Annotated in this window: 31 protein-coding genes and 1 tRNA gene; 14 read left to right on the plus strand and 18 right to left on the minus strand. The window is 60.3% G+C overall.

The annotated features are described in order from the left end of the window. Positions 1–136: 136 nt before the first annotated feature. The 3 genes from LQ249_RS04520 to LQ249_RS04530 all read right to left on the minus strand — a co-directional run bounded on the left by LQ249_RS04520 (position 137) and on the right by LQ249_RS04530 (position 3,140). Positions 137–604, minus strand: coding sequence for a DUF1203 domain-containing protein (locus LQ249_RS04520; protein ID WP_057005668.1), 468 nt, complete (start codon positions 602–604; stop codon positions 137–139). 218 nt (positions 605–822) lie between these two features. Beyond that, entirely contained in the window at positions 823–1,452 is a 630-nt protein-coding gene (locus LQ249_RS04525) for a LysE family translocator (protein ID WP_232566222.1), read from the minus strand. A gap of 284 nt (positions 1,453–1,736) precedes the next feature. Continuing rightward, a complete protein-coding gene (locus LQ249_RS04530) occupies positions 1,737–3,140 on the minus strand; it encodes an MFS transporter (RefSeq protein ID WP_232566223.1) in 1,404 nt (467 codons plus the stop codon). Between the two features lie 95 nt (positions 3,141–3,235). On the opposite strand from LQ249_RS04530, the gene LQ249_RS04535 reads away from it, so the two are divergent. Then, a complete protein-coding gene (locus LQ249_RS04535) occupies positions 3,236–4,096 on the plus strand; it encodes a LysR family transcriptional regulator (protein ID WP_057005751.1) in 861 nt (286 codons plus the stop codon). Between the two features lie 177 nt (positions 4,097–4,273). Here the strand turns inward: LQ249_RS04535 and LQ249_RS04540 are convergent. Then, a tRNA-Met gene (locus LQ249_RS04540) sits at positions 4,274–4,350 on the minus strand. 172 nt (positions 4,351–4,522) lie between these two features. After that, positions 4,523–4,762, minus strand: coding sequence for a hypothetical protein (locus LQ249_RS04545; RefSeq protein WP_057005750.1), 240 nt, complete (start codon positions 4,760–4,762; stop codon positions 4,523–4,525). Between the two features lie 410 nt (positions 4,763–5,172). Here LQ249_RS04545 and LQ249_RS04550 point away from each other — a divergent pair, with 410 nt between their 5' ends. Next, positions 5,173–6,369, plus strand: a complete 1,197-nt coding sequence (locus LQ249_RS04550; RefSeq protein ID WP_046384781.1) for an MFS transporter — start codon at positions 5,173–5,175, stop codon at positions 6,367–6,369. A gap of 50 nt (positions 6,370–6,419) precedes the next feature. Here the strand turns inward: LQ249_RS04550 and LQ249_RS04555 are convergent, their stop codons facing one another. Together LQ249_RS04555 and LQ249_RS04560 are read right to left on the minus strand one after the other, a co-directional pair. Continuing rightward, positions 6,420–6,971 carry an RNA polymerase sigma factor gene (locus LQ249_RS04555; RefSeq protein WP_026139726.1) on the minus strand — a complete coding sequence of 184 codons (552 nt, stop codon included), beginning with the start codon at positions 6,969–6,971 and terminating at the stop codon, positions 6,420–6,422. Continuing rightward, entirely contained in the window at positions 6,947–7,456 is a 510-nt protein-coding gene (locus LQ249_RS04560; RefSeq protein ID WP_231589993.1) for a hypothetical protein, read from the minus strand. Before LQ249_RS04560 ends, LQ249_RS04555 begins: the two co-directional genes overlap by 25 nt. Between LQ249_RS04560 and LQ249_RS04565 the strand changes: the two genes are divergently transcribed. From LQ249_RS04565 to sctU, 11 genes are read left to right on the plus strand one after another with little or no spacing between them, the layout of a single operon-like run. After that, positions 7,430–8,293, plus strand: a complete 864-nt coding sequence (locus LQ249_RS04565; protein ID WP_231589991.1) for a TyeA family type III secretion system gatekeeper subunit — start codon at positions 7,430–7,432, stop codon at positions 8,291–8,293. The two genes, LQ249_RS04560 and LQ249_RS04565, sit on opposite strands and share 27 nt — an antisense overlap. Beyond that, positions 8,290–10,383, plus strand: a complete 2,094-nt coding sequence (gene sctV / locus LQ249_RS04570) for a type III secretion system export apparatus subunit SctV (protein ID WP_017844429.1) — start codon at positions 8,290–8,292, stop codon at positions 10,381–10,383. The genes LQ249_RS04565 and sctV overlap by 4 nt, the downstream gene beginning before the upstream one ends. A gap of 37 nt (positions 10,384–10,420) precedes the next feature. Further along, the gene (locus tag LQ249_RS04575) at positions 10,421–11,323 is read left to right on the plus strand and encodes an FHA domain-containing protein (RefSeq protein WP_046384779.1); all 903 of its coding nucleotides are present in this window, start codon (positions 10,421–10,423) and stop codon (positions 11,321–11,323) included. Continuing rightward, positions 11,320–12,678 (plus strand): FliI/YscN family ATPase, encoded by a 1,359-nt coding sequence (locus LQ249_RS04580; protein ID WP_046384778.1) that lies wholly within the window; start codon positions 11,320–11,322, stop codon positions 12,676–12,678. The genes LQ249_RS04575 and LQ249_RS04580 overlap by 4 nt, the downstream gene beginning before the upstream one ends. Next, positions 12,665–13,093, plus strand: coding sequence for a type III secretion system stalk subunit SctO (sctO, locus tag LQ249_RS04585; protein ID WP_126588920.1), 429 nt, complete (start codon positions 12,665–12,667; stop codon positions 13,091–13,093). The genes LQ249_RS04580 and sctO overlap by 14 nt, the downstream gene beginning before the upstream one ends. After that, on the plus strand, positions 13,090–13,545 hold the full coding sequence (locus tag LQ249_RS04590; RefSeq protein ID WP_046384776.1) for a type III secretion system HrpP C-terminal domain-containing protein: 456 nt from the start codon (positions 13,090–13,092) through the stop codon (positions 13,543–13,545). Before sctO ends, LQ249_RS04590 begins: the two co-directional genes overlap by 4 nt. Further along, positions 13,542–14,555 (plus strand): FliM/FliN family flagellar motor switch protein, encoded by a 1,014-nt coding sequence (locus tag LQ249_RS04595; protein ID WP_126588919.1) that lies wholly within the window; start codon positions 13,542–13,544, stop codon positions 14,553–14,555. The genes LQ249_RS04590 and LQ249_RS04595 overlap by 4 nt, the downstream gene beginning before the upstream one ends. Then, positions 14,552–15,205 carry a type III secretion system export apparatus subunit SctR gene (gene sctR, locus LQ249_RS04600; protein WP_046384774.1) on the plus strand — a complete coding sequence of 218 codons (654 nt, stop codon included), beginning with the start codon at positions 14,552–14,554 and terminating at the stop codon, positions 15,203–15,205. Before LQ249_RS04595 ends, sctR begins: the two co-directional genes overlap by 4 nt. Positions 15,206–15,212: 7 nt before the next feature. Next, positions 15,213–15,476: a type III secretion system export apparatus subunit SctS gene (sctS, locus tag LQ249_RS04605; RefSeq protein ID WP_017844422.1), complete on the plus strand. Its 264-nt coding sequence runs from the start codon at positions 15,213–15,215 to the stop codon at positions 15,474–15,476. A gap of 9 nt (positions 15,477–15,485) precedes the next feature. After that, the gene (gene sctT / locus LQ249_RS04610) at positions 15,486–16,274 is read left to right on the plus strand and encodes a type III secretion system export apparatus subunit SctT (protein ID WP_017844421.1); all 789 of its coding nucleotides are present in this window, start codon (positions 15,486–15,488) and stop codon (positions 16,272–16,274) included. After that, positions 16,271–17,368, plus strand: a complete 1,098-nt coding sequence (gene sctU / locus LQ249_RS04615) for a type III secretion system export apparatus subunit SctU (RefSeq protein WP_046488028.1) — start codon at positions 16,271–16,273, stop codon at positions 17,366–17,368. The genes sctT and sctU overlap by 4 nt, the downstream gene beginning before the upstream one ends. Here sctU and LQ249_RS04620 read toward each other — a convergent pair whose 3' ends face one another. The 11 genes from LQ249_RS04620 to LQ249_RS04670 all read right to left on the minus strand — a co-directional run bounded on the left by LQ249_RS04620 (position 17,369) and on the right by LQ249_RS04670 (position 24,538). Then, a complete protein-coding gene (locus LQ249_RS04620) occupies positions 17,369–17,740 on the minus strand; it encodes a hypothetical protein (RefSeq protein WP_017844419.1) in 372 nt (123 codons plus the stop codon). Next, on the minus strand, positions 17,737–17,940 hold the full coding sequence (gene hrpT, locus LQ249_RS04625; protein WP_108525284.1) for an HrpT family type III secretion system protein: 204 nt from the start codon (positions 17,938–17,940) through the stop codon (positions 17,737–17,739). Before hrpT ends, LQ249_RS04620 begins: the two co-directional genes overlap by 4 nt. After that, the gene (sctC, locus tag LQ249_RS04630) at positions 17,937–20,078 is read right to left on the minus strand and encodes a type III secretion system outer membrane ring subunit SctC (RefSeq protein ID WP_057005745.1); all 2,142 of its coding nucleotides are present in this window, start codon (positions 20,076–20,078) and stop codon (positions 17,937–17,939) included. The genes hrpT and sctC overlap by 4 nt, the downstream gene beginning before the upstream one ends. 14 nt (positions 20,079–20,092) lie before the next feature. Beyond that, a complete protein-coding gene (locus LQ249_RS04635; protein WP_046488034.1) occupies positions 20,093–20,485 on the minus strand; it encodes a hypothetical protein in 393 nt (130 codons plus the stop codon). Position 20,486: 1 nt separating this feature from the next. Continuing rightward, positions 20,487–20,705, minus strand: a complete 219-nt coding sequence (locus LQ249_RS04640; RefSeq protein ID WP_026139725.1) for a hypothetical protein — start codon at positions 20,703–20,705, stop codon at positions 20,487–20,489. 86 nt (positions 20,706–20,791) lie between these two features. Further along, positions 20,792–21,388 carry a type III secretion system stator protein SctL gene (sctL, locus tag LQ249_RS04645; RefSeq protein WP_017844414.1) on the minus strand — a complete coding sequence of 199 codons (597 nt, stop codon included), beginning with the start codon at positions 21,386–21,388 and terminating at the stop codon, positions 20,792–20,794. A 2-nt stretch (positions 21,389–21,390) separates the two neighbouring features. Continuing rightward, a complete protein-coding gene (locus LQ249_RS04650) occupies positions 21,391–21,948 on the minus strand; it encodes a type III secretion protein (protein WP_126588917.1) in 558 nt (185 codons plus the stop codon). Continuing rightward, complete coding sequence (gene sctJ, locus LQ249_RS04655; protein ID WP_046384769.1) at positions 21,941–22,747, minus strand: type III secretion system inner membrane ring lipoprotein SctJ; 807 nt, start codon at positions 22,745–22,747, stop codon at positions 21,941–21,943. Before sctJ ends, LQ249_RS04650 begins: the two co-directional genes overlap by 8 nt. 6 nt (positions 22,748–22,753) lie before the next feature. Continuing rightward, the gene (locus tag LQ249_RS04660; protein WP_232566224.1) at positions 22,754–23,119 is read right to left on the minus strand and encodes a hypothetical protein; all 366 of its coding nucleotides are present in this window, start codon (positions 23,117–23,119) and stop codon (positions 22,754–22,756) included. 108 nt (positions 23,120–23,227) lie between these two features. After that, the gene (locus tag LQ249_RS04665) at positions 23,228–23,431 is read right to left on the minus strand and encodes a hypothetical protein (protein WP_017844410.1); all 204 of its coding nucleotides are present in this window, start codon (positions 23,429–23,431) and stop codon (positions 23,228–23,230) included. Between the two features lie 180 nt (positions 23,432–23,611). Beyond that, the gene (locus LQ249_RS04670) at positions 23,612–24,538 is read right to left on the minus strand and encodes a sigma 54-interacting transcriptional regulator (protein WP_017844409.1); all 927 of its coding nucleotides are present in this window, start codon (positions 24,536–24,538) and stop codon (positions 23,612–23,614) included. Between the two features lie 559 nt (positions 24,539–25,097). Between LQ249_RS04670 and LQ249_RS04675 the strand changes: the two genes are divergently transcribed. Then, the gene (locus LQ249_RS04675; protein WP_046384767.1) at positions 25,098–26,375 is read left to right on the plus strand and encodes a cystathionine gamma-synthase family protein; all 1,278 of its coding nucleotides are present in this window, start codon (positions 25,098–25,100) and stop codon (positions 26,373–26,375) included. Positions 26,376–26,384: the final 9 nt, after the last annotated feature.

Raw genomic sequence — 26,384 nt, forward strand, 5'->3', positions numbered from 1 at the left:
CTCAGTGGCGTGTGATCTCTGGAGTCAGCGAGTGACTCCTGGAGATCATTCGGGTGATAGCCCGCTATCGACCAATACCGGCCAGTCGGTTACCGGCAGAGTCGACAGAAGGACGAGCCACCAAGACCTGTGTTGACTACGCCCGATCTATTCGCCCGGAGTAGCAACCCTGCTTGGCATTGTGAACGTGAATGTAACTAACCTCTGGATTGGCAAACATCCGAGTGACTACAGGTTCTATTGCTATTCCATCCGCTACGTCGGCGTCGAGCATCATCCCATCATCAGTGAACGCGCGAAGTGATAGCAGGCGGATTCGCATAGACTCAGGTACCTGATCGACTGCGTCATAAGCTTGCGTGGCCCACTCCCGTATGAAGATCGCGTGTGAGGCGCGGTATGGCGTTTTGGCTGGCTGACAGACATGGTTGAGTAAAAGCACGCTCTGACCTAGCTCCGCATCTTTCATTTCGATACGGTCAGGAAACCCTGGGTTGCTGTCGACGATATAACGCTTCATCCCAAGAGATGCCAGCTCTTGGTCGGGCAATCCAAACAGTGACTGGAATGGTTCGGGGGAAAGGCCAGTTATACGGAACGCCATGGTCGAACTCCTATTGGTTTGGAGTCCTATCAGACTGGAAGTCGTACAGTACTTACTATCCGATTCTTGCTGCTTTATTCAAGCTGCCGCGACCGGCTGCTTCGGGCCGATTTCTGCTTTTTGGCAGCGCTAGCGACCGGTCAAAACCTGACATCGGATCGATGTGCGCGGGCCTGGCGCGATGTTGAAACATGTGACGTCGGACGGACTTGGGGTCTTTAAACCGGTCGGTTTAGAAAGACCAAGCGTGCTGCCAGAGCCGCCATTACCGCAGCGAAGCCATAAGCGCCTAGGCGTTTGGAGACCAAGCCTTTGCGCAGGCGCGCATGAAGCCGTCCGGCGCAAAATCCGAGCAGGGAATGAAACACCAAGGCGATCAGCGCAAGCAGCACACCCAAGAACATCAATTGCAACGTGACGCTGCTGCTGCCTACGGAGACGAATTGCGGTAGGAATACCATGAAGAACAACAGCGCTTTTGGGTTTAACAGGCTATTGAGCGTGGCTCGGGTAAAGATTTTCCGCAATGAAGCCTGTGTAGGTTGAGTGTCAGTATCCGAAGGGGGAGCCTTCAATGCTTGCCAAGCCAGCCACATCAGATAACAAGCGCCTGCCCACCGCAGCAAGTCGAACGCCGGTGCCCAACTCATCACCAACGCCCCTAGACCCGCGCTAACCAGGACGGTCATCAGCAAATCGGCCAGGGTTATTCCGAGTGCTGCCGCGAGGCCGGCTCGCCAGCCGTGGGTGACTGCGTGGCTGGTGACGATTGCCATGTTAGGGCCCGGCACAATAAGCAGCAGCAAGGCGGCAACAATGAACAGGTAGAGATTAGTAGCGTCTGGCATCGCGCAATACCTCCTTGGATGAGGAGCCATGCTAACCGGCAATGTTCAGGTAGAAGCAGATACAGCGGGGGGGTATTTGGGCGCTACAGTCTGGTGCAGAGTGAGTCGGCCCTGAATTCGCAGGCACTCGATGTTCGCTCCTGGCCGGACGTAGCCGCTTATGACTGACCGCTTTCGGCCCTTAGCCTCCGTTCGCTTTTGGCTGAAAGTGGACGTTCCGTCAGCGCAATGCCATCTCGATCCAGCCGAGCGGTCTGCCCTCACTCACTGGCCGGGCTTCCGCGCTATTGCTCACGAGGGCTCTGGGGCAGCGCAAAGGCCATGGCTTGAGTTGGCCGCAGTCCGGTGAATGCCACGCCTGAAGCCAGTAACAACAACAGCGCCGAAATCATCAACGCATGATCCAATCCCCGTAGGAACTGCTGTTCTGCATTGTCGCTGATCATGAAACCGAACACCGCTACCCCTATGATGCCGCCTACTTGTCGAGCTGCGTTCAGTAGCGCGGAGGCAACACCTGCCTGGTTGCTTGGCACCACAGCCAAGGTCGCGCTGGTAATGGTAGGAATAGTCAAAGCGATACCGCTGCCGGCCAGTAGCATCGGTACCACCAACCAGCCATAGGCATGGGTGGCCAAGGCTGGAGCCATCAGCAGATAGCCCAAGGCCGAGAGCAGCAGGCCGCCGGTGGCCAATGTTCGGTGCTCAATTTGGCCGATCAGCCTGCCAGCCAGAATGTTCATGGCCATCAGCGTTGCCATCATCGGCAGGAAAGCGACCCCCGCATGGATGGGAGAGAAGTGTTCGATCGTCTGGAAAAATAGGCTCATGGCGAAAACCACGCCGTAGAACACAAGGTTCGCCAGCAAGCCGATGAGGGTCGCGCTACATAGTTGCCGGTCACGGAAAAGCGTCAGAGGCAACATTGGCTGCGCAGTGTGCGTTTGTATCCACAGAAAAGCCGCGCCCAGCAATACACACGCCAGTACCGCTCCGAGGATTTCAGGGTTCGACCAGCCCAGTTGGCTTGCCTGGGTCAGGGCGAATGTGAAGCTGGCCAAAGTCAGCATGGCAACGATCTGCCCAGGCATATCTAAGCTGCGATCAGGCTGAACCGGAGATGTGGGCGCATGTCTGGCGGTTAGCCAAAGACCGATGAGGCCGATTGGCGCGTTGATGAGAAACAAGCTGCGCCAGCCAAAAGCAGTTATGAACAAGCCACCGATAACCGGGCCCGCCGCCAGCGCAATACCGCCGCCTGCACCCCACCAGCCCACCGCTCGGTTTCGCGCGGATTCCGCATGGAATACCTCCCGAAGCAACGACAATGAAGTGGGTACCATCAAGGCCGCACCCAGTCCTTGAATCAGGCGCCAGCCGATCAACGATGCGACGCTAGAGGCAAAGCCACAACCGAGCGAGGCCAGTGAAAAAACGCCATACCCGAGCATGAACACGCGTTTGGCTCCCAGCCGATCGCCAAGCGTGCCTGCCAACAGCAGGAGGGAGGCAAACACCAAGGCATAGGCATTGACCAGCCACTGTAGATCAGTGATATCGGCCTTTATGCCCAGATGCAGGGCTTGCAGCGCGACATTGACGACACTGACATCCATGAGCACCACGAAAAATCCCAGGCATGTAGCGAGCAGGACAAGCCTTGGAGACACGTGAAGAGAAGCAGGCATGAGGTAGGCCTTCGTTAGGAAAGCCACAGGATATGGGATCACAATCTGTGCGAAAATTCAGTAAGTCCGCACAGCTGCCTGGAGAAAACGCACCGATGTTCGACTGGGAGAGTCTCCGCGTCTTTTTGGCCATCGCCCAAGCCGGCAGTTTATCGGGGGCCGGGCGCATGCTGAAGGTTGATCATGCGACTGTCAGCCGTCGTTTGGGCGCATTGGAGAGAGACCTGGGTGTGCGCCTTGTCGATCGCCTCCCTCGCTCATGCCAGTTGACCGAGATAGGGGCACAGGTATTGCGGATATCCATGGAAATAGAAAGTAGCGCTTTTGCGATCGAGCGGGCCGTTCGAGCCGAGCAAACCCCTACGACTGGGCGGGTTACCCTAAGCGCACCACCGGTACTGGCCACCAACTTCCTCATGGCCACTTTGGGGCAATTCCGAGAGCGTTATCCGCAGGTCCAACTGGCCATCGCCAGCCAGGCGCAAAGCGTATCGCTCGGGCGTCGTGAAGCCGATATCGCCCTACGTTTGTATCGACCTACTGAGTACGACAGCGTTACGCGGAAATTGGGCAGCATGCCATTTGCACTCTACGCAAGCCTTGACTATGCCCACTTGGCATCACCTGATCAATGGGAGTTCATTGCCTATGAGGAGCAACTAGCCGACATGCCGCATCAGAAATGGCTGGTGAATTTTGCTCAGGGACGAAGCATTGTCTGTGAAGTTAGCGATATCACCACCCAACATGCTGCCGCACTCGCAGGCGTGGGCGTTGCTGGGTTACCTACCTTCATCGGCGATGCTGATCCACAGTTGCGCAGGTTACCCTTCGAGGGAGAGGGGTTCTGCCGTGAGATTTGGCTGGTTGTGCATGCCGATTTGAGGCATTCACCGCTTTTGCGTGAGGTGATGGGGTTTATCGTTGAGGTGGTGGGGCAGCGATTCGGCGGGTAGAGGCTGCCAACTGGCGCAATCCCCTCGGTTCAATTATTTGTCGAGGAAGCACAGAGGATACACGGAGGACGGTATAGGGGCGATACAAGGAGAGACAGCCAGAAACAAGAAAGCCCGCACGAGGCGGGCTTCTTGAGGTGATTCATAGACTGCTGTAGACATCTATGGATCGGTACTTGGTGGCTACACAGGGACTTGAACCCCGGACCCCAGCATTATGAATGCTATGCTCTAACCAACTGAGCTATGTAGCCAAGTGGCGCGCATTATTCGCGGAGAACGACAAAGCGTCAAGCGTTTTTATTGAATTTTTATCTACGCTTTCAATTGTTTAACGAAAAGCCCTGGCTGGGCCGACGGGTGGCAGGGGGATTTGCAGGTCTTTTTGGCACGCCCCGGTCTCCCACATTTGATCGGCGTTGGCTGTCAGGACGTGCGGGGCATGCAGTCGATGGAGCGGTCGATCACGGTCTTGGCCATTTCCAGCAGGTGCCACACGGCGTGGATCTTGGCGCGGTCGTGGGGGGGCAGGTGGTCGCCGCAGTCCAGCACGGTGGCCGAGGCGCTGTGGATCAGGTGGGCGATGTAGAGCTGGGCGTCTTCGAAGCTGAGGTGTTCGTTGACGGCGAGGCAGTCGCTAGGCGGATCGGGGAGTGCTTTGGTCATGGTGTAGCTCCTATTGAACGAGAGAGCGCCCCCCCACGCTGCTAAACGAGGGGTGGTAGCTGTACGCGGGTTAGCAGACCGGTCAATAGGAAAACCAGCGCACCCGAAGGCGCCCCACGCACAGCCACCATAAGCGGTGACATGAACCATGCGTCTATTGAAACGGGCTGCTAAACCCGATCACTGATTCCAGTGACGGATCGAAGACTAGCCAGCGGTTTCCACAGGCACAAGGCGCCGGGGATTGTCTAGGAAACATCCTTCAAATTAAAGCGATCCACCCTGCTGGCCTTTTACAAAGCGTGACCGCTACAGTCGTTAGCTCCCTAACGGGATAGCCTTGCCATGGGCAAAAGTGGCACATTGTCGCACCTGCACCTGTGCATTCCCCCGCTGTACGGAACCCTCTTATGGCTCTTAGCAATTCCCCCGCCGCCGGGCAGACCAGCCCGCTGGTCATGCGGATCATCGGCGCGGTGGCGCTGGCGCATTTGATCAATGACTTGATCCAGTCGGTGCTGCCCTCGATCTACCCGATGCTCAAGGCCAGCTATGGCCTGACGTTCACCCAGGTCGGGCTGATTACCCTGACGTTCCAGCTCACCGCGTCGCTGTTGCAGCCGTGGGTGGGTTATTACACCGATCGGCATCCCCAGCCGTTTCTGTTGCCGTGCGGGATGGTCTGCACCCTGGTGGGGATTGTGATGATGTCCCAGGTCGGCAGCTTCCCGCTGATTTTGCTGGCGGCGGCGTTGATCGGGATCGGTTCGTCGACCTTTCACCCCGAGGCGTCCCGCGTGGCGCGGCTGGCGTCGGGTGGGCGCTATGGCCTGGCGCAGTCGACGTTCCAGGTCGGCGGTAACGCGGGCTCGGCGTTCGGCCCGTTGCTGGCGGCGGCGATCATCATTCCGTTCGGCCAGGGCAATGTGGCCTGGTTCGGCCTGTTCGCGGTTTTCGCGTTGGTGCTGCTTTATGCGATCAGCCGCTGGTATCGCACGCACTTGAACCTGTTCAAGCTCAAGGCCGGTCAGGCGGCGACGCATGGCTTGTCGAAACGGCGCGTGATGGCGGCGCTGGTGGTGCTCGGGCTGCTGGTGTTTTCCAAGTATTTCTACATGGCGAGCATCACCAGTTACTTCACGTTTTACCTGATCGAGAAGTTCGACCTGTCGGTGGCCAGCTCGCAGTTGCACCTGTTTCTGTTCCTCGGCGCGGTGGCGGCGGGCACGTTCTTTGGCGGGCCGATTGGCGACCGCATCGGGCGCAAGGCGGTGATCTGGTTTTCGATCCTCGGCGCGGCGCCGTTCACGTTGTTGATGCCCCATGTGGACCTGTTCTGGACCAGCGTGCTCAGCGTGATCATCGGCTTTGTACTGGCCTCGGCGTTCTCGGCGATTGTGGTGTACGCGCAGGAGTTGGTGCCGGGCAATGTGGGGATGATCGCCGGGGTGTTCTTCGGGCTGATGTTCGGGTTTGGCGGGATCGGGGCGGCGCTGCTGGGGCACCTGGCGGACAGTCACGGCATCGAGTACGTGTACCGCTTATGCGCGTTCTTGCCGTTGTTCGGGCTGCTGGCGATCTTGCTGCCGCGCACGAAAAAGGTCTGATACGGTTGGGCAGATATCCCTCTCGCCCAACGGTTGCCAGCTAGGCTGGACTACGGTTGCAACGGGTTGCGGGTGGCGCGCTTGAGGTGTTCGCGGGCCCGGGACAGGCGTGAACGCACGGTGCCGATGGGGATGTCCAGGGCGTCGGCGGTGTCCTGATAGCTGCCGTCGGTTTCCAGCGAGGCGTACAGGGTTTTGCGCATCTCGGTGGGCAGGTCCTTGATGGCGACCAGGGTTTTTTCCAGGCGGCGGTTGACCTCGAACTCCCAATCCAGGTTCTGGCTGTCTTCCTGGCCGTGCCACAGCGCTTCATCGAATTCGCAATGCACCGGTTTGGCGTACATGCGCCGGAAGTGGTTGCGGATCAGGTTCTGCGCAATGCCGCACATCCAGGTGCTAAGGGTTGCCTGGCCGCTGAAACGCTCCCTGCTGCGCCAGGCCTCCAGGTACGTCAACTGCAGAATATCGTCCGCATCTTCCGGGTTGAGTACGCGCTTGTGGATGAAGCGCCGGAGTTTTTTTTGCTGGTCGTCCGTCAGGTGGAGCATGAATTGAGGCGAGTCGCCAACAAAGTGAGCTAAAGCACCAATAGGGATATCCATGATTTTTTCCTCAGGGTGGGCGCGATCGAAATGGTTTCGATGGGAACCCCTTTAGCACCGGCTGTGCCAAACAGAAAAAAATCGCAACTGGTTGATTTATATAAATAAATATTTTTTGTTCTGAGGGTTTTGTGCGGTTTCTTGCAAAAGCCCAGGCGGGTTTGTGCCGGTAATTTCAAAACACCGCAGAGGGGAAATTTGTTGGAACCGTAAAGCCAGCGTTTGCCACATAGGGACACAATCTCTTTGTCCTGGCCTGCCCCATGAAAGTCGAATCGATCAACGATGTGCAACCGCTCCAACGCGTGGACCCACCCCGCGTCAGCCCTGAAAAAACAGCGGCCGCAGCGACGGGCTTCGATGAGGTTGCGCAGGTTTTCAACCAGGAAGTCGCGCTCAACAATCAAGCGTTGAACCGGCGCTCGATGGGCCTGGCCGTGCCTGCCGTCGAGCAGCTCGTGCGGCTCTATGATCAGCTTGGCCATCCGGCCCAGGAGACCATCGCGTCCATGGCGCGCCGGGTGCGTTCGCAACTGGCGCACAACGTCAGCGCGGACAAGTGGCTGGCGCTGACCGGCGGCGACCCGGCGCGGGCGTTCGTGGTGCTCAAGTATGTGGCCGCGCAAGCCGAAGCCCGCGCCGCCGACGTGGCCTTGGCGCAAGAGGCGATCGATCGGTTGCAGGTGCGCTACAGGGGCGAGATCCAGGCCGGCCTGAACATTGCCGCCGTGCTGGAGCAGGCCGCCGGCGACCCGCAAGAGCGTCAGGCCGTGCGTGGGCTGTATTACGCCAGTGTGGTCACGCGCCAATCCCTGACTTCGATGATGCAATCGTTGTTGGGGCTGTTCGGCGGGGACCGCTTCGCAGACGGCCTCAACGTGATGCGCCGGGCCCTGGCCGATGACATCGCCGCCCACTCGCCTTCGGTGCCCACGGCGCAGTTGCGCACGCTGCTGTTGGGGTTGCAAAGCTGCGCTCAGTTGGGCGGGGCGTTAGCCAATTGCCAGGCATTGCTGCAGCGCCTGAGCACCGATCAGGACTCGGTGAGTCTGTTGCAGCGCCTGTTGGGGTATACCGCCACGGGTGTCGATTCGGGCGAGGTATTGCGCCTGGCCGAAGACCTCGGTGGCGAGCTGGCGAGCGGCCAACTGGTGTCCCTCAACGCCCTGTACCCGGTGATCCAGCGCCTGCCGCAGACCTTGTGGCGTGACAACCGGGGGCGCCAGGAGGCGCTGCACAAATTCTTGTTGGTGATGGACGAGTTCGCGCGCGTGGAGCGGGGCAGCCCCCGCATTGCCGGCGAGTCGAGGGGGAACGCATGACGGTGCTGGCGACCATCAACGCTGCGTTGCTCAAGGTGGCGCGGCGTGCCGAAGTCTTGGGCGCGGTGGTGGTCATGGCCATTGTGTTCATCTTCATCGTGCCGTTGCCGACCTGGCTGGTGGATATTCTGATCGCGCTGAATATCTGTATTTCCTGCCTGTTGATCGTGCTGGCGCTGTACCTGCCCGGGCCGTTGGCGTTCTCTTCCTTTCCTTCGATTCTGCTGCTGACCACCATGTTTCGCCTGGCGCTGTCGATTGCCACCACGCGCTTGATCCTGTTGGAGCAGGACGCGGGCGATATCGTGGAAGCGTTCGGCAACTTCGTGGTGGGCGGCAACCTGGCGGTGGGGCTGGTGATTTTCATGATCCTCACGCTCGTCAACTTCCTGGTGATTACCAAGGGCTCGGAACGGGTGGCCGAAGTGGCGGCGCGCTTCAGCCTCGACGCGATGCCGGGCAAGCAGATGTCCATCGACAGCGATCTGCGCGCCGGCTTGATCGACGGCGGCCAGGCCCGCGACAAGCGTGAACAACTGGGCCGCGAGAGCCAGTTGTTCGGCGCAATGGACGGCGCCATGAAGTTCGTCAAGGGCGATGCGATTGCCGGGCTGGTCATCGTGGTGATCAACCTGTTGGGCGGGTTTTCCACCGGCATGTTCCAGCACGGCATGAGCGCCGGCGATTCGATGGCGCTGTATTCGGTGCTGACCATCGGTGACGGCCTGATTGCGCAGATCCCTGCGCTGCTGATCTCCCTGACCGCCGGCATGATCATCACCCGTGCGGCGCCGGATGGGCGCAAGGGTGCCAATAACATGGGCGCGGAAATTGCCCGGCAGATGACCAGCGAGCCCAAGAGCTGGATGATCGCGTCGGTGGGCATGCTGGCTTTCGCCGCCTTGCCTGGCATGCCGACCGTGGTGTTCATCCTCATTTCGCTGATGACCGGCGCCCTCGGTTATTACCTGATGCGCCAACGCCAACGCGAGGAACAGCCCGAAGCCGAAGCCACCGAGGCGGTGCGCCCCGAGGACAACGGCGACGAGGATTTGCGCGGGTTCGACCCGTCGCGGCCCTACCTGTTGCAGTTCTCCCCGGTTCTGCAAGGCTCGCCAGAGGTCACGGAACTGATCCACGGGATCCGCCAGGCGCGCAACGCGATGGTGGCCCATATCGGTCTGACGCTGCCGCCGTTCGAGGTCGAACTCGATGCCTCGCTGGCCGACGATGAGATGCGTTTTTGCGTTCACGAAGTGCCGATGATCAAGGCGTCGGTGGTCACGCTCGTCGCGGTGGAGCGCAAGGCGCTGGCGTCCGAGCCGGCCCACGCGGTGCCGGGGTTGCCCGAGCGCGACGAGCAGGACTGGCTCTGGCTGCCGCCCGACGATCCGCTGCTGGATGACCCGCAGTTGGAACGCTTCAGCGCCACCAGCCTGATCATCGACCGCATGAAGCAGGCCATGATGCTCAGCGGCCCTCAGTTTCTCGGGATTCAGGAGAGCAAGGCGATCCTCGGCTGGCTTGAGCACAACCAGCCGGAGCTGGTGCAGGAGCTGCAACGGATCATGCCGCTGTCGCGCTTCTCGGCGGTGCTGCAGCGCCTCGCGGGCGAAGGCGTGCCGTTGCGTGCCGTGCGCCTGATCGTCGAGTCGCTGATCGAGTACGGCCAGCATGAACGTGAGCCGGACGCCTTGGCGGACTATGCGCGCATCGCCCTTAAATCGCAGATTTTCCACCAGTACAGCGAGGCGGACGGCCTGCATGCCTGGCTGTTGTCGCCGCAGACCGAAAACGTGCTGCGCGAGGCACTGCGCCAGACCCAGACCGGGGTGTTCTTCGCCCTCGATAACGACAGCAGCGCTTCGCTGATCAACCTGCTTAACCAAGCGTTTGCCGTGCGGCCCAAAAGCAAGCGCGTGATGTTGGTCGCCCAGGATCTGCGCAGTCCCTTGCGGACCTTGCTGTTGGAAGAGTTCAGCCATGTGCCGGTGCTGTCGTTTGCTGAGCTGGGAAGTGCATCGAAGGTCAAGGTGCTGGGGCGCTTTGACCTGGGCCAGGACGAACTGATGCGAGGAGCGGCAGCATGAGTGCAACGTACATACCCACGCCAGGGAGGGCTTGCTGATGTTTGAACTGCGCGTGTTGGAGGGTTTGAATCAGGGCGCTGCGTTGCCGTTGTTTGGCGAGCAGTGGAGCCTGGGTTGTCACACGGACGCCGACCTGCTGCTGACCGACGCCGGGGTGGTCGAGCATCATGCGCGGCTGCGGTTGATCGACGGGTTCTGGTCGGTGCAGGCGGAAGCCGGGCTGTTGCAAAGCAGCACCGGACAGGCGCTGGCACAGATCGCCGACCTGGCGCTCAATACGCCTTTTTCGCTGGGCAGCATTCGCCTGTGCGTCGCCTTGGCCGACCAGCCTTGGCCCCGGGCGGCGGTCGCGCAGGTCACGCCAGCCGCCGAGCCGCGCCAGGAGGCGCCGCCCGCGCTGGTGCTGTCGTCCATCCCGCCGTTTCAGCAGAAGCGCCTGATCAGCCTGGTGCTGGTATGTGCGGTGATTATCGTGGCGGTCGGCATGGCGTCCACCGGCGAGCATGAGGCCCAGGCGTCGTTGATGCCCGTCGAGCCGCAAAAGCCGAACCTCGGTTCGCCGCTCGAGGTGCGTCAGCAGTTGCTCAAGATGCTCGGCGAGCGCGAGCTGGACCATCGCGTCGGCTTGCAGGTGATCAATGGGCAGATCGCCCTCAATGGCGATGTGTCCCAGGAAGAGGTCGAACTCGTGGCGCGCATGCTCAGCCGCTTTGCTGAACAGTTCGATACCGCCGTGCCGGTGATCAGTCGTGTACGGGTACGTGACAGCATCCTGCCGTTCAAGATCTTGCAGATCGTCGGCGGGCCGAGCGGTCATGTGGTGTTGGAACACGGCGACCGTTTGTTCGTCGGCGATGAAGTGGATGGTCTGCGGCTGGTGCTGATCGACAACAGCAAGGTGGTGTTCGACGGCGCGCAACGCTATGAGGTGCGCTGGTGAGCGGCACGGTGCAGGAGCGTCTCGACGCGTGGCAATTGATTCAGTCCCAGGGCCTGGCCCGTTTCGCGCCGGTGTCGATGCGCGGGCGTATCCAGCGTGTCAACGGCATGCTGTTGCAGTGCCGGCTGCCCCAGGCGCGTATCGGTGATCTGTGCCAGGTCGAAAAAAAGCCTGGCGATTACATGCTGGCCGAAATCATCGGGTTCGATCAGCAGGATGCGGTGCTCAGTGCCCTGGGCAATCTGGAGGGGGTGCGCGTCGGCGCCGCGGTGGAGCGCCTGGGGGTGCCGCACCGGGTGCGGGTCAGCGACGAGCTGTTGGGCCAGGTGCTGGATGGTTTTGGTCGGCCGATTGCCGGCGAGGGCCCCAGTGCGTTCGTCGAGGCGGATACGCCCGACGCGACCACGGTGTTGTGCGAGGCGCCATTGCCCACGGAGCGCCCGCGCATCAGTCGCGCGTTGGCCACTGGCGTGCGCTCGATCGATGGCTTGCTGACGTTGGGCGAGGGCCAGCGTGTCGGGCTGTTCGCCGGCGCCGGTTGTGGCAAAACCACGTTGTTGGCCGAGATCGCCCGTAACGTGGAATGTGATGTGATTGTGTTCGGCCTGATCGGTGAACGGGGCCGCGAATTGCGCGAGTTCCTCGATCACGAACTGGATGACCAGTTGCGTGCCAAGGCCGTGCTGGTGTGCGCCACGTCCGACCGCTCTAGCATGGAGCGCGCGCGTGCCGCGTTCACGGCGACGGCGCTGGCCGAAGGTTTCCGGCGCAAGGGCAAGCGGGTGTTGTTGCTGATCGACTCGTTGACCCGTTTCGCCAGGGCCCAGCGTGAAATCGGCCTGGCCGCCGGCGAACCGTTGGGCCGCGGTGGTTTGCCGCCGTCGGTGTACAGCTTGTTGCCGCGCTTGGTGGAGCGCGCCGGGTTGACGCGCGAAGGCGTGATCACCGCGATCTACACCGTGCTGATTGAGCAGGACTCGATGAGCGATCCGGTGGCCGATGAGGTTCGCTCGCTGCTCGACGGCCATATCGTGCTGTCTCGCAAGCTGGCCGAACGGGGCCACTACCCGGCTGTGGATGTGCTGGCCAGCCTTTCGCGAATTTTGAGCAACGTTGCCGAGCCTGGGCACATCCAGTCGGGCACGGCGTTGCGCCGCCTGTTGTCGGCTTACCAGCAGATCGAGTTGATGCTCAAGTTGGGCGAGTACCAGCCCGGCAACGATGCGCTGACCGATCTGGCCGTGGACAGCCGCCAGGCGGTGGATGACTTCCTGCGCCAGGACTTGCGTGAACCCTCGCCCATCGCCTCGACCCTGGATCACCTGATGGAGCTGACTGCCTATGTCCCTTTCTGACGTATTGCCGAGTGACATCGACACCTTGCGGCGCTTGCGTCGATACCGCGCAGACCGCGCCGAGCGGGCGCTGCGCGAGGCCAAGCGGGCGCATCAAACGCTGGTCGCGCATATCCAGCAGGCCCAGGAGACGCTGGAGCAAACGCGCCAGGAAGAGGCCCGGCAATGCGCGCAACTGTTGAGTGAACACCAGGGCCAGGTGGTGACCTTCAAGGCACTGAAAACCTGGAGCGCCAAGGAGCAGCACTTGTCGGCCGGCACCCGCCGCGAAGAAAGCCAGTTGAAGACCCTGCAAGGGCAACGCGAAGAGCAGGCGGTGCAGGTCGGCAGTGCGCAAAAGCACGTGACCTTGTGTCTGCGTCAGGTGGAAAAAATCCAAGAACTCTCCCATTTACTCGCGCAGGAACCGCTATGAACCACGTTTCAGTCAACCCGTCTGAGCGCCAGTACCCGCTTGAGTTCTGGGGCGACCGTGTGCCGGCAATCGACGCGCTGGCGCCTTGGGAGCAACGGCTGTTTGCCCAGTTGTTGAATGATGACAGCGACGACGCGAGCCAATGGCAGTTCCTGGCCGGAATCAAGGCTTCGGGGGAAACCGCCAGGGTCGATGCGTTGAGCGAGCAATTGGTTTCGCGGATGGACGGCGTGTCGCAGTGGCCGCTGACGGCGGTCTTGTATTTGCCGCACCTGGGGCGGATCGACAGCAGCATCGGCCGAGAGCAGGGCGCCTGGAGGGTCGAGTTGCGCGCCGAGCGAGAGGGCACGACGCGCTGGCTCAGCGGGGTACGGCAACAGTTCGAGCAAAGGCTCGCCGCGAGCCTGGCACGGCCGGTCAGCGTGCATTTGGCACATACGGCGCTGGCATGATGATGCCCTCCCTGGTGTTACCCACGGTCAAGGGCGATGTGGCGGCGGCCCGGCAACGGTTGGGGCGCGGATTGCGCATGTCGTACCAGGTTGGCGAGCTGCGCGGAGAGTTGCGGCTGGAACCCGGGGCGGCCCCCATGGGCGTCCAGCCGCTCTGTTTCGAAACAGCCTGCGGCGTATTGGGGTTCAGTGAGCCGGGGCCGCAATTCAGCTTGCTGGGCGAATGCCCGGTGACGTTGGCGCAGGCGGGCAACGATCCGGACTCCTGGTTCTGGGCCCTGTTTCAACATCATTTGAGTGCCCAGGTGCGGGCGCTGTTGGGGCATCTGCGGCTATTGCCCTCTGCCCGGCCGTTGAACTTCGGTTGCCGGTTGTGCGTGACGCTCGGCGCTTCCCACGTGGTGGGCTATCTGTGGCTGTCGACCGAGAGCTTTCTGGCGTTGTGCGAGGCCGGGCCGTGGCGCCGCATGGCCAGCCCGATGCCGACGCGTTTTCAGTTGGCGCTGCCCGTGACGATCGGGCGCCTGCGCGTGCCCCTCAGCCAATTGCGCGGCCTGCGCGCCGGCGATGTGCTGATGTTCGAGCAGGTGTATTTCCAAGCCCATGGCAACGGCCATGTGCAGGTCGGCAGGCAGCGCCTGTGCGTGTTTATTGATGATGAATCCGGGCCTGTCTGCCTGACCCTTACTTCGATCGAGGAAGCGCCTTTGGAAGAGGATTTCGCAACACCGCCCTATGCAGGGCATGAAGACGACACGCCGGTGGTGGATGTCTTCGGGCATGAACCGTTCGACGAACTGAGCATGGCGCTCAATGTGCGATGCGGCACGCTCAACCTGACCCTCGGCGAGCTGCGCAACCTGGCGCCCGGTGCGGTGCTGGGCATTTCCGGGTATGCGCCGGGCATGGCCGGGTTGTATTACGGCGACCGCCCGCTGGGCGTGGGGCAATTGGTGGAGGTGGACGGTCGCCTGGGGTTGCAGATGTCTCGTGTGATTTTTTCCCGATGAGTTTTCAAGGCGTAGACCCGATTGTCCTGGCCGTGTTCGTGGGGGCCTTGTCGTTGATGCCCATGCTGTTGATCGTCTGCACCGCGTTCTTGAAGATCGTGATTGTGCTGATGATCACCCGCAACGCGATCGGTGTGCAGCAGGTGCCGCCCAGCATGGCCATCAACGGCATCGCATTGGCGGCGACGCTGTTCATCATGGCGCCGGTGGGCTATGAGATCGCGGAGGTCGTCAAGGTATCGCCCCTGGACTTGAGCAACGTGAGCACGCTGCAACAGACCGGGCTTGAGGCGGTGCAGCCGTTGCGGACGTTCATGGTGCGTAACAGTGACCCGGACATCCTCACCCACCTGCTGGAAAACACCGCGCGCATGTGGCCGCCGGCCATGGCGCAGGAGGTCCAGCGCGAAGACCTGATCCTGCTGATCCCGGCGTATGTGTTGTCGCAGTTGCAGGCGGGGTTCGAGATCGGCTTCTTGATCTACATCCCCTTTATCGTGATCGACCTGATTGTCTCCAACCTGCTGCTGGCGCTGGGGATGCAAATGGTCTCGCCCATGACCATTTCCCTGCCGCTCAAATTACTGCTGTTTGTGATGGTGTCCGGCTGGTCGCGGCTGCTGGACAGCCTGTTCCTTTCCTATCTCTGAGCTGCCTATGGAACCGATCGTACTGTTCAAACAGGGCATGCTGCTGGTGGTGGTGCTGACGGCGCCGCCGCTGATTGTCGCGGTGATCGTGGGCGTCCTGACGTCACTGATCCAGGCGCTGATGCAGATACAAGACCAGACGCTGCCTTTCGGCGTCAAGCTGGTCGCCGTTGGCGTCACGTTGGTGGTGACCGGGCGTTGGATTGGCCTGGAGTTGGTCCAGTTGATCAACCTGACGTTCGACATGATCGCCCGTTCGGCCTTGAATTGAGGCGTGCCCATGCTGCTCTATCTTGATTTACTGCCAAGCCTGCTGATTGGCATGGCACGCATCTACCCCTGCGCTTTTCTGGTCGCGGCGTTCTGTTTCCAGCACATTCGCGGCATGCCCAGGCACGCCGTGGTGATGGTCATGGCGTTGATGCCCGCGCCGGGTATTCATGCGGCGCTGATGGGGCAGGAACTCTCCGCGATGATGTTGGGCGCGCTGGTGCTCAAAGAGGCGATCCTGGGCGTTTTGCTGGGGGTGTTGCTGTCGATGCCGTTCTGGATGTTCGAGTCGGTCGGGGCGCTGTTGGACAACCAGCGCGGGGCTTTGGCCGGCGGTCAACTCAACCCGTCGCTGGGCCCCGACGCCACGCCGATCGGGCATTTGTTCAAACAACTGGCGATTTTTTTATTGATGGCCAGCCTGGGCCTGGGCGCACTGACCCAGGTGATCTGGGACAGCTACCTGATCTGGCCGCCGACCGTGTGGTTTCCGTTGCCGGCGGCCAATGGCCTCAGTGTGTTTGTCGAGTTGGTCGGCGACACCTTCACTCACATGATGCTGTACGCCGCGCCCTTTATCGCCGTACTGCTGTTGCTCGAGTTCGGCGTGGCACTGTTGGGGATCTACAGCCCGCAACTGCAGGTGAGTACGCTGGCCCCGCCGATCAAATGCCTGGCCGGCATCGGTATTCTGCTGCTGTATTTCGCCCTGCTGCAGGACTTGATCGTCGGGCGCATGGCGCTGCTGAGTGACCTCAAGCATTCCCTGGGCCTGCTGTTCAAGGGGCCTTTTACATGAGTGACTCAGGGGAAAAGAAACACCCCGCCAGTGCCAAGAAACTGCGTGACCAGCGCAAGAAAGGCCAAGTCGCGCAGAGCCAGGACGTGGGTAAGTTGCTGGTACTGACGGCCTTGAGCGAGATCGCCTTGTTCACGGCCGACACCAGCATGCAGCGCTTCCAGCAGATGATCGCACTGCCGCTGGCGCGCATAGGGCAACCCTTTGCGCGCGCCCTGGAAGAAGTGCTGACGGAGGCGCTGGTGTTGTTTTTCTCCTTCGGCCTGCTGATGGTCGGGGTCGCGATCGGGGTGAAGCTGATCAGCAGTTGGATGCAGTTCGGCTTGCTGTTCGCCCCCGAATCCCTGAAGTTGGACTTCAACCGGCTGAACCCGCTCACCCAGCTCAAGCAGATGTTCTCCGCCCAATCCCTCATGAACTTGTTGATGGGCATAGGCAAGTCATTGCTCCTGGGCTTGATACTGTACGTGGTGATTGGCCCGTCGCTGGGCGCCCTGATCAACCTTGCCAACAGCGATCTGCAAACCTACATCCTCGCGCTGATCACACTCTTTCGGCACTTGTTGCACGCGTGTCTGGGGGTGCTGCTGGTGCTGGCGCTTATCGACCTGACGTTGCAGAAGTACTTTTTTGCCAAGCGCATGCGTATGACTCAGGTCGAGGTGGTCAAAGAGTACAAAGACATGGAGGGCGATCCCCACGTCAAGGGCCAGCGGCGCTCGTTGGCTTATCAGTTGGCCCAGGAAGAACCCAAGGTCAAGCTGCCCAAGCTGGAGGAGTCGGACATGCTGGTGGTCAACCCGACGCACTTTGCCGTCGCGTTGTATTACCGCCCCGGCCAAACGCCGCTGCCGAAACTGGTGGCCAAGGGCACGGACGCGAATGCGCGTAAGCTGATTGATCGAGCCAAGGCGGCGGATGTCCCGGTGATTCAATGCGTATGGTTGGCCCGCACGCTGTACGAGGCAAAACTGGGGGCGGGCATTCCGCGCGAGACCTTGCACGCGGTGGCGTTGATCTACCGTACCTTGCGCGACCTCGACGATGAGGCCAAGCGTGAAACCCTCGAGTTGCCGGAGCTGGAGCAGCGCTGATCAGCGGTTGGCGAAACCATCCAAGGCGTCGAGGTCGGCCAGCGACAGCATTCGGCTGAGGACTTGATCCACGGCCTGAAGCTCGGCGGGCAGGGCGTGCCAGATCACCAGTGCGCCCTGGGCATCGAGGTAGATATAGCAGCCATCAAATACCACTGCCTGATCGAAGCGGCGTTCCAGCACGCGTTGCAGTTGCCCGGCTTGCAAGGCCGCCTGGCTGATGTGCAATGCCAACCCCGGGCGGGCGTTGGCGTGCCGTGTGTGCAGGGCGATGCCCAGGCACAACGGCAGGTGAGCGGCATCGCCGCTCACCAGGCTATCGAAGAATGCCTGCCGATGCCGCTCATCGTCCGGCACCCTCCCGGCGTTCATCGTTCCAGCGACACCGTTTGATAGTCCGAACGCTCCCCGGCCGGGCCGGGTTCGACGCGCATGTGCGGCGGCCACCAGATCACCAATTTATCGCTGGTCGATTGTGGGCGTGAGCAGGAGTCCCCTTTGCAGGTCGGGGTGCAACCGCTGATGAACAACGCGGCAATCATCAGGGTGGCGCACAACAGTCTTGGCTTCATGGCGTGGTCTTCCGGGTTGGCGTGAGCAGGGACGGGCGCGGCACACTCAGGTGTTCATCCTTCACCACCGGGCGCATGGCGATGAACACTTCGGCTTCTTCGCCCGGCTTGAGCCAGGCGCGTGGCCAGACGGTGACCGCCAGGGTCTCGGAGTTGCTGCATTCTTTTTCATCGATGCGGACATTGCGCTTGTACTGATTGCGCAGCACCACCACTGCCACGTTGAACTGCGGGCCGGCATACCACTGGCTGCGCTCGGTATTGAGCGCCAATAGCTCGCGAGGGGTACACAACGTGTTCAACGCCAGCGGCATCGGTGCGGCCTTGAAGGCTTTGGGCACTTGCCCGCTGACCAGATGCGCCAGGATGCTGGTGATGTCGCTGCGGTTGATCACCGGCTGATGTGGGGCCAAGCGCCGTGCCAGGGGTTTGAGTGCGGCCTGCAACTCGCTCTGGTCGGCCTGCGGCAAGTAACGCGATGGGTCGGACTGATCGCCGATCACGCGCGGGGTGAGAATGAACAAACGTTCGCGCCGGTTGTTCTGGCGTTCCGTCGAAGAGAACAGCGCTTTGCCCAGCAACGGAATGTCCCCCAGCAAGGGGATCTTGTTTTGCTTGTCCGCGCTGTTCGTTACATGGAAACCGCCCACCACCAGGGAGCGTTTTTCCGCCATGACGGCCTGGGTGCTGACCTTGCCCCGACGCACATCGGGGCCGATGCGTTCGGGGTTGGACTCGTCGAAGTTACCGTCTTCGATGTCCACCGCCAGGTGGATCTGATGGCCACCGCGGCTGGTGATGACGCGAGGCACGACCTGGAAACTGGTGCCGACGGTGATCGGCAGGATGGTCGCGTTCTCGCTGCCGGCCGTCAGGTACTGGGTGCGGTTGAAGTCGATCACCGCCGGTTGGTTTTCCAGGGTGAGCACCGATGGGTTGGAGACCATGGTTGCCAGCCCGCGCGCTTCCAGGGCGCGCACGTCGGCGTAAAAGCGGTCGCGGTTTTCGATCGACAATTGTGATGAGGTGCCGGGCGCCATGTTGACCCCGCCGCGGAAGCGACTGTTTTGAAAGCCCCAGTTGACGCCGAACTCACGTAATTGGGTGCGTTCGATGTCGAGGATGATGGCGTCGATTTCCACCAGTTTGCGCGCCACGTCGAGCTGACTGATCAGCTCGCGGTACATCCCCTGACGCTCCGGCAGGTCATAGATCAGAATCGCGTTGTTGCGCACATCGGCCTCGACGCGGATTCGGCTGGGGTTGACCGGCGCCCGCGACGTCAGCGCTATGCCGGCGTCCACCGGCCCGGTTGGCGCGGGTGTGCCGAGCATCTGCCCCAGCAGCGGGTTGCTCAGGCGCGGGAACGCCGGCGTCAGGGGCGCGGGCTGGGACTGCGCGGGGGAGCGCTGAGTCATGCCGGTGAGCATCGCGGGATTGCGTGGGTCGAGCAGCCCGCGCAGCATGGTAGCCACGCCGGGGATGGTGATTCTTTCGTTGCGGTATTCCATTTGGCGGTCCGCGGCGTTGGCGAACTTGAGCGGATAGCTCAACACGCTCTGCTTTTCGTCCGGTGAACGGCGCTGGCTGCTGAACTGCTTGATCTGTTCGATATAGCGCCGGGGGCCGGAGACCAGGACGACACCGTCCTCCGGCAATTCGCCCCAGCCGAAACGACTGTCGAGCAGGCCGATATCGGTCAGCGCCTGCTTGAGGTCGGCAATGGTTTCGGACGACACCTCCAGGCGTGCGGACTCTTGCTGATCGAGGGTGCTGATGTGCAGGGTGTTGTTGTAGAGATACCACTGGAAGCGGTGTTCAACGCCCAGCCTGTCGAGCAGCGACTGCGGGGTATTGGCGCGTATCTTGCCGTTGACGTTGCCCTCCAGCAGGCCCTCGATCTGGAGTTGGGTGCCGAAGGTCTGGGCAAAATCTTCCAGGACTTCACGTAACGGCTTGTGCTGGGCTTCATAGGCGTATGCCGTGTTCTTCCATTCGGCGGGGATGGCGGCGAGGGCGCCTGGCGCCGGGGCCAGCAAGCAGGTCAGGGCGATCAGGCACCGCCAATCGGCGCGTCTGGATGAAGTTTCGGGCGGGTCAATGCGCAAGCTGTCGCGCTTGTGGATCTTGTTATGCATAGAAGCTTCTCTGATTAGTACAGCAACGAACGTAGGGAGGTGGGGTTGCGTCGAGGCGCCGGTCTGTGGAGGCGCGCGACGGTGGCGCGCCAGGTATCGCGTTGGTTGAGCAGGGACTCGAGGCAGAGCTGCAGCTGCTGTTCGTCGTGCTTGTCATGCAGGCAATGCATCAGCCAGAGCGCGCCACTGGCCGGCGCCTGGGCGAGAGCGCCTGGAAAGTGTTCCAGGCTGACCTCGCCCAGGCGCAGCCAGCTCAGCAGCAATGATTTGTCCGGGCGAAGTGGCGTCAACTGGACACTGAGCAACAGGCTGTTCGAACAATGACGCAGGATAATTTCGTCATTGTTTTCGAATAACCTCAATTCTCCGGAGCCGCGTTTCAAACACTCGGCCAGCAGCGCGTTCAAGTTACTGACCGCTGTCCAGGCCTGACTTCAGGAGCATATGTTTGACGCGGGCATGCTCATTGAAGACGTATTCGGAAGTTCGATGCTTGGCGACAAGATCGAAAAAAAAGGCGAGGTCTTCTTCAGACCCGGAATTGGTTTCTGCGGCGAGGTTGAGGTCACGTTTAACCTCCCTTGCGTCGTTTAAAAGCCGATTGCTGTAACCGTCGTAATAGTTCATGGATTCACTCCGTTGGGATGTTCTCCTTTTTGGTTTGTATTTCGAATTGGTTCCATGTGCGGCAATTTTTATTTCATGAAGTGTGTTTAAAACCCGTTGTCTGAAGGGCTGTCATCGGGCTTCATGAAAATATTGATCAAGGACGTCCAGTCAATCCGGAAGTCCCCTTCTTCGGTGGTCAATATGAGCGATTGCAGTTTGATCGTATCGTCGGCGCGCAGTGTCCAGTGCGTGCTGCCGCGGTTGGTCAGGCATGCCCGCACCGCTTCCAATTCGAGCGGGTGGCAAACCAGTGTTGCCTTCACCGCTGGCACATGGCTCGCCAGTAATTGCTTGATCAGGGCGGCCATGCGTTGGGGCGCGGGGGTGTCTTCAAGCAGCAGGTGAATGGCCTGGTTGGCGATCGAGGTGGCGTATTGTTCAAGGCTGTCGCACAGGGCCTGACGCTCGATTTCCCAGCGTTTGAGTTGTGCATTGGCACGTTGCCATACTTCAACGCTGACTTTTTCCAGCAGCGCTTCACGTTGGGCGTGTGCCGTCTTCAGCAACTGCCTGGCCTCGGCTTTTGCCTGGTCCACCACATTGCTGGCCTGGGTATAGCTCGCCAGTGTTTCGCAAGAGATCAGGCTCCCCGGCAGGGGCGGCGCGCCCCCGGGCGAGCTGATTTTATATCGGCATAACATCGTTAATCTCCGTGCCCCTCTGAGGCGGCAGCGCTACTGTTCCTGTTCATCGCGCCAATGCGCCACGCCACCGCATGCCAAAGGGTATCGAGGCGGCTATGGGAGTCGCCGAGCGACAGGGCTTTTTCGTCCAGATCCAAAATGCGCCGGCGCGCAAAGCGCAACCGGATGCGCTGCCAGGTGGCCGGCGTGACCCAGGCGCGGAGCAATTGCAGCGGGTCATTATCGGGTTGCACCATATCCAGGGGCAGGGCCTTGGCCAGCCTGTTGCACCACTGTCGATGGTTGTCATCGAGTGCGGTGGCATAGGCGGGACGGCAGATGCCGTCAATCAGGGCGAGCCCCAGGTCGAGTTGATCCGCGGGGGCGAGTGCCAGTTGCAGGAGTGCGGGGTCGGGCATTGGCGGCAGGCAAGGGGCAACGCCATAAGGCGTGCCCGTGACGACCTGCCGGCTGCGGTGCAGCTCATTCAGCGCGGCGTGTTGAACGGGGGCTTTCCAGTCTTCGTGGGCACACAACCAGGGCGCGGACCACCATTGGGCCCATGAGAGATTACTCATTGCGGGCCTGGACAGGCGCATCCGGGGATGGGCCGTCTGACAGCGCGTCTGCGGCTCTTTGTGTGCGTTTATGCCAGAACATGCCCGCCGCGATCATCAGCGCCAGGGCGATCAGCCCGAATGTCACACTGGCCCGCCAAAAACCGATGTCGTCTCCCGGAACCAGGAACGGCCCGAAGTAAGCCAACCGTTGCTGCTCTAAGTAAGCGGTTGCCGGCACGAAGACGACCGTCAGTTTTTGCGGGTTTTCCACCGCGGCGGTCATCCCCGGAATACTGCTTGCAACCATCCTGCGCACCCGGGCCCTGATATTGTCGGGGTCGAGTCGCGGGTCATGCTTGATGAACACCGAGGCGGAGGCGGGTTGTACCGGTTCCCCCGGAGCGACGCGCTCGGGCAGCACCACGTGTACGCGAGCCACGATGACGCCATCGATGTTCGACAGCGTGGTCTCCAGCTCCTGGGACAGGGCATAGATGTAGCGTGCTCGTTCTTCAAGCGGGGTGGAAATAACCCCCTCTTTGCGAAAGGTGTCGCCCAGCGTCGCGCGCGCGACCCGCGGGAGGCCGGCGGCCTCCAGCGTTCGCACAGCGCGGCCGATATCGGTTGAGTTGACCACCACCACAACGCCATCTTTCGCGGGAACCTTGGTGGCGCGGATATGTTTGTCCGCCAGTTCCGCAACGACCTCATTGGCCTCTTGTTCGGTTAACTGACGATGAAGTTCGACACGGTCACTGCAGGCATTGAGCAAGAATGAGAGCGACAGGATTACTAGGATAAGCCACGGGCGAGTCATGTTGGCCTACTGGAGGTTGCTGATTTTATCGATGCACTGCGCGGTTTTACCGACGCTCTTCGACAACATGTGCGTCAGCAGGAGTGCGTCGGAAAGTTGCCCCGGATATTTTCGCGCCTCTTCCAGTTTGTTCTTGCTGCTTAATGCCCGCAGGCTTTTGGTCATACGCTCAGTCATGGAATTGAGCTTGCCTGCGGCTTCGGAAAGCACATTCGGTGGCAGCGCATGATCGACCGCGGTATTCGCAACTGGGGAAGGCATGAGCGTTGAGTTGAAAAAGCTGACATCGGTGGCCGAGTGGGAGGCCTCCTGTATGCCCGAGGTGCCAGGGAGTTGATTGATTTCAGTCGTGCGGATGCTGCCTATCATCATGTTGCCCTGTCAGATAAGGATTAGAAGATGAGCGTGTATATGACAACGCTCGTGGCGGTATGGCCTTCCCGGCATCGACTGTCGAGAAGGCCAGCAAGCGTTCAGCTATTACAGGCGGAGCATGTCAGCGGCTGCTTTAATACCGTTGGTATTAGCGTTCTCTGCTGCTTTATATGCGTTTTTTACGCCATCTTTGCGCTTCTTTGATTCTACAGCCTCCATACCAGCATCTGCCTCATCAGCAGACATATTGTTGGCGTCACCGCCACCATAGGAGGCGCCAGAATACGAGCCAATCGAACCGATAGTCATGTTGTTTTCTCCGTGCTTAACGTTAGTTTCACTGGAGTCAGCGATACATCAAAAGACGCTGTTGCACACCTGTATCGCTGTTCCATGACTTATGTGGCTAAACGGATTCATGCGTTCCATATGTTGCGGGAAGGTATGTTTCAAAAGATGTTATTGCGTTAACAGGGGCGGCACCCTGTTTCAGTTGAGTGATATTCCCAAATGCTTTATTCGGTGGTACAGCGTTCGCTTGGCGACGCCTAAAGCGATTGCCACACTGTCCACACAGTGGTCGTGTTGACGAAGCGATTCTTCAATCAACGATTTCTCCATCTGTTGCAATCGTGTCTTCAGGTTCAATTCAAGTTCATGTCGGTTGATCACCGCGGTGGATAACGGCGGCAGGCCCAACACGAAGCGCTTGGCCGTCGAGCGCAGTTCGCGCACGTTGCCCTTCCACGGGTGGCACAGCAGTTGTTGCAATAACTGCTTGCTGGGGGGCGACGGCGCGGCGAGCCGGAAGTGATCGGCCTCTTGCTCAATCATGTCCAGGAACAAGGGAATGATCCGCTCTCGCCGATCCCGTAAGGCTGGAAGGTGGATATTGACCACATTCAGACGGAAGTAGAGGTCGCGTCGGAAAGTGCCTTGCTCGACCATTTCGTGCAAGGCGTGCTGGGCCGAGGCGATCACACGCATGTCTACCGGGATAAATCGTGTAGACCCCAGGCGTTCGACCCCGCGCGATTCCAGTACACGTAACAGCTTGGCTTGCAGCGACAGCGGCATGCTGTCGATTTCGTCGAGGTATAGGGTGCCCAGATGGGCGGCTTCGACAAACCCCGCGCGCGATTGCATGGCGCCCGTGTAGGCGCCGCTGTTGACACCGAACAGTTGGCTTTCGGCCAGGGTTTCCGGGATGGCGGCACAGTTAACTGCAACGAAGTTTCCTTTGCGACGAGACAGCTGATGGATGCGTTGCGCCAACGTATCTTTACCTGTGCCGGTTTCTCCCAAGAGGAGAATATCGATATCGAGAACGGCCGTATTGTTCACGGTCGTTTCGATGGCCGGGCAATCGCTAAAGGTCATGTCCGTTATAAGAACGTTTTCGCAGAGCGTCGACATCGTGTTGTGCTCCGATACTGTTGCCACGTCAGGAGGGCAATTAACCTATGGGCCGGCACGCAGTTAAACAGGAAAGCTTAGTGTTGTCATGATGCGCTGCTTGAGCTGTAGAGTCGCTCGGGTATTTGAATCGCAAGAACTATAAAGTTGCAAGCGCTGCTCGGGGTAGTTGCCCGTGGTTGGTGTAAGATAAATCTTAGAGTGATGAGGAATAGTTGGGATGTTTGATGAGGGTGCAGTTATGTTGCGGTGTGTGTTCTAGAATTCTCGTTATTTTATAATGTGTGGCGATGTTTCACTATCTTGATGCATCGCCCTTTATAGTTCGGCTTCTACCGCAATCAACGTTTGCACGTTAAATCAGCCAGCTAGACAGCCCACTGCCCGCACAAAAACCCACCAGGGCTGGACCCCCTCACCCCGCACATGGATAGCCATTAAAAAAAACAGCCCTTTGGCACCGATAACATCGTTTCTCGGGCGCATGGGTTTTCAATATATTGGCCGCCAGATCCGATTAATGATTCAACATTCACCACTCTCAGTGCGAGTAGTCTTAATGAACAATAAACCTGACAGCACAAGGCTTGAAAATGCCGGAGCGGGGACCCGGGCGGTCTGGGGTGGGGAGCAAGTCAGGCACCCCTACAATGCCACTCAAACACCTATCGTGGTCAGTGCCGCTTACGGTTACGACGACATCGACGTCTGGTACGACGTTGCTCTGGGCAATGCTCCGGGCTTTATCTACAGCCGCATGAGCAACCCGACGGTCGAGACCCTCGAAGCCAAAATCCGCGAGTTGGAACATGCTGAGTCCGCCGTGGCCTTCAGCAGTGGCATGGCGGCGATCAGCAGTGTGCTTTACACCTTCCTGGCCCACGGCAATCGTGTGGTGTCCACTAAGGACAGCTATGGCGGAACCAACAAGATCTTCGAAGAGTTCCTGCCGCGCATGGGCGTCGAGGTGACCTTGTGCGAGACGTTCGATCACGAGGAGATCGAGCGTGAAATCGCCAAAGGCTGCCAGTTGGTGTACCTGGAAACACCGACCAACCCGACCCTGAAAATCCTCGATATCCAGCGTCTGGTGGCTGCGGCCAAGCGCGTCGGTGCCGTGGTGGTGGCGGACAACACCTTTGCCACGCCGCTGAATCAAAACCCACTGGCGCTGGGCGTGGACGTGGTCATCCACAGTGCGACCAAGTTCCTCAGCGGTCATGGCGATGTGCTCGGCGGCCTGGTATGCGGCAGCGAATCGTTGATGGCCAAGGTTCGTCATTACCGGGAAATCAACGGTGCGACGCTCGATCCCTTCTCGGCCTACATGATCATCCGCGGCATGAAAACGCTGGTGCTGCGCCTGCGTCAGCAGCAACACAGTGCCCGTGCCCTGGCAGAGTTCCTCTGCACCGAACCGTTGGTGGCGTCGGTGAATTATCCCGGCTTGACCAGCCACCCGAACCACGCTGTGGCGTGTGCGCAAATGTCCGGTTTCGGTGCCATCGTCAGTTTTGTCCTGGTCGGTGGCATGGACACGGTCAAGGTGCTGTTGCCGCGCCTGCGCTTTGCTCACTGCGCGGGCAATCTGGGCGCGGTGGAAACCATTTACGGTCCGGCGCGGACCACCAGCCATGTGGAGAACACGCTGGAGGAGCGTCTGGCCCTGGGTATCTCCGAAGGGCTGGTACGCGTCTCCGTCGGCATCGAAGACACCGATGATTTGCTCGACGATCTGCAGCAGGCGTTTGCCTTTGTCAGGCATTCACGGGATGAACAGCTACCAGCAAGCAAACAGCCCTCAATCAATGAAACATGCACTGAGGTAGCCAGTTGAAGTTTTAAC

It is taken from the genome of Pseudomonas sp. 7-41 (assembly GCF_021233075.1).
Taxonomy (GTDB): Bacteria; Pseudomonadota; Gammaproteobacteria; order Pseudomonadales; family Pseudomonadaceae; genus Aquipseudomonas; species Aquipseudomonas veronii.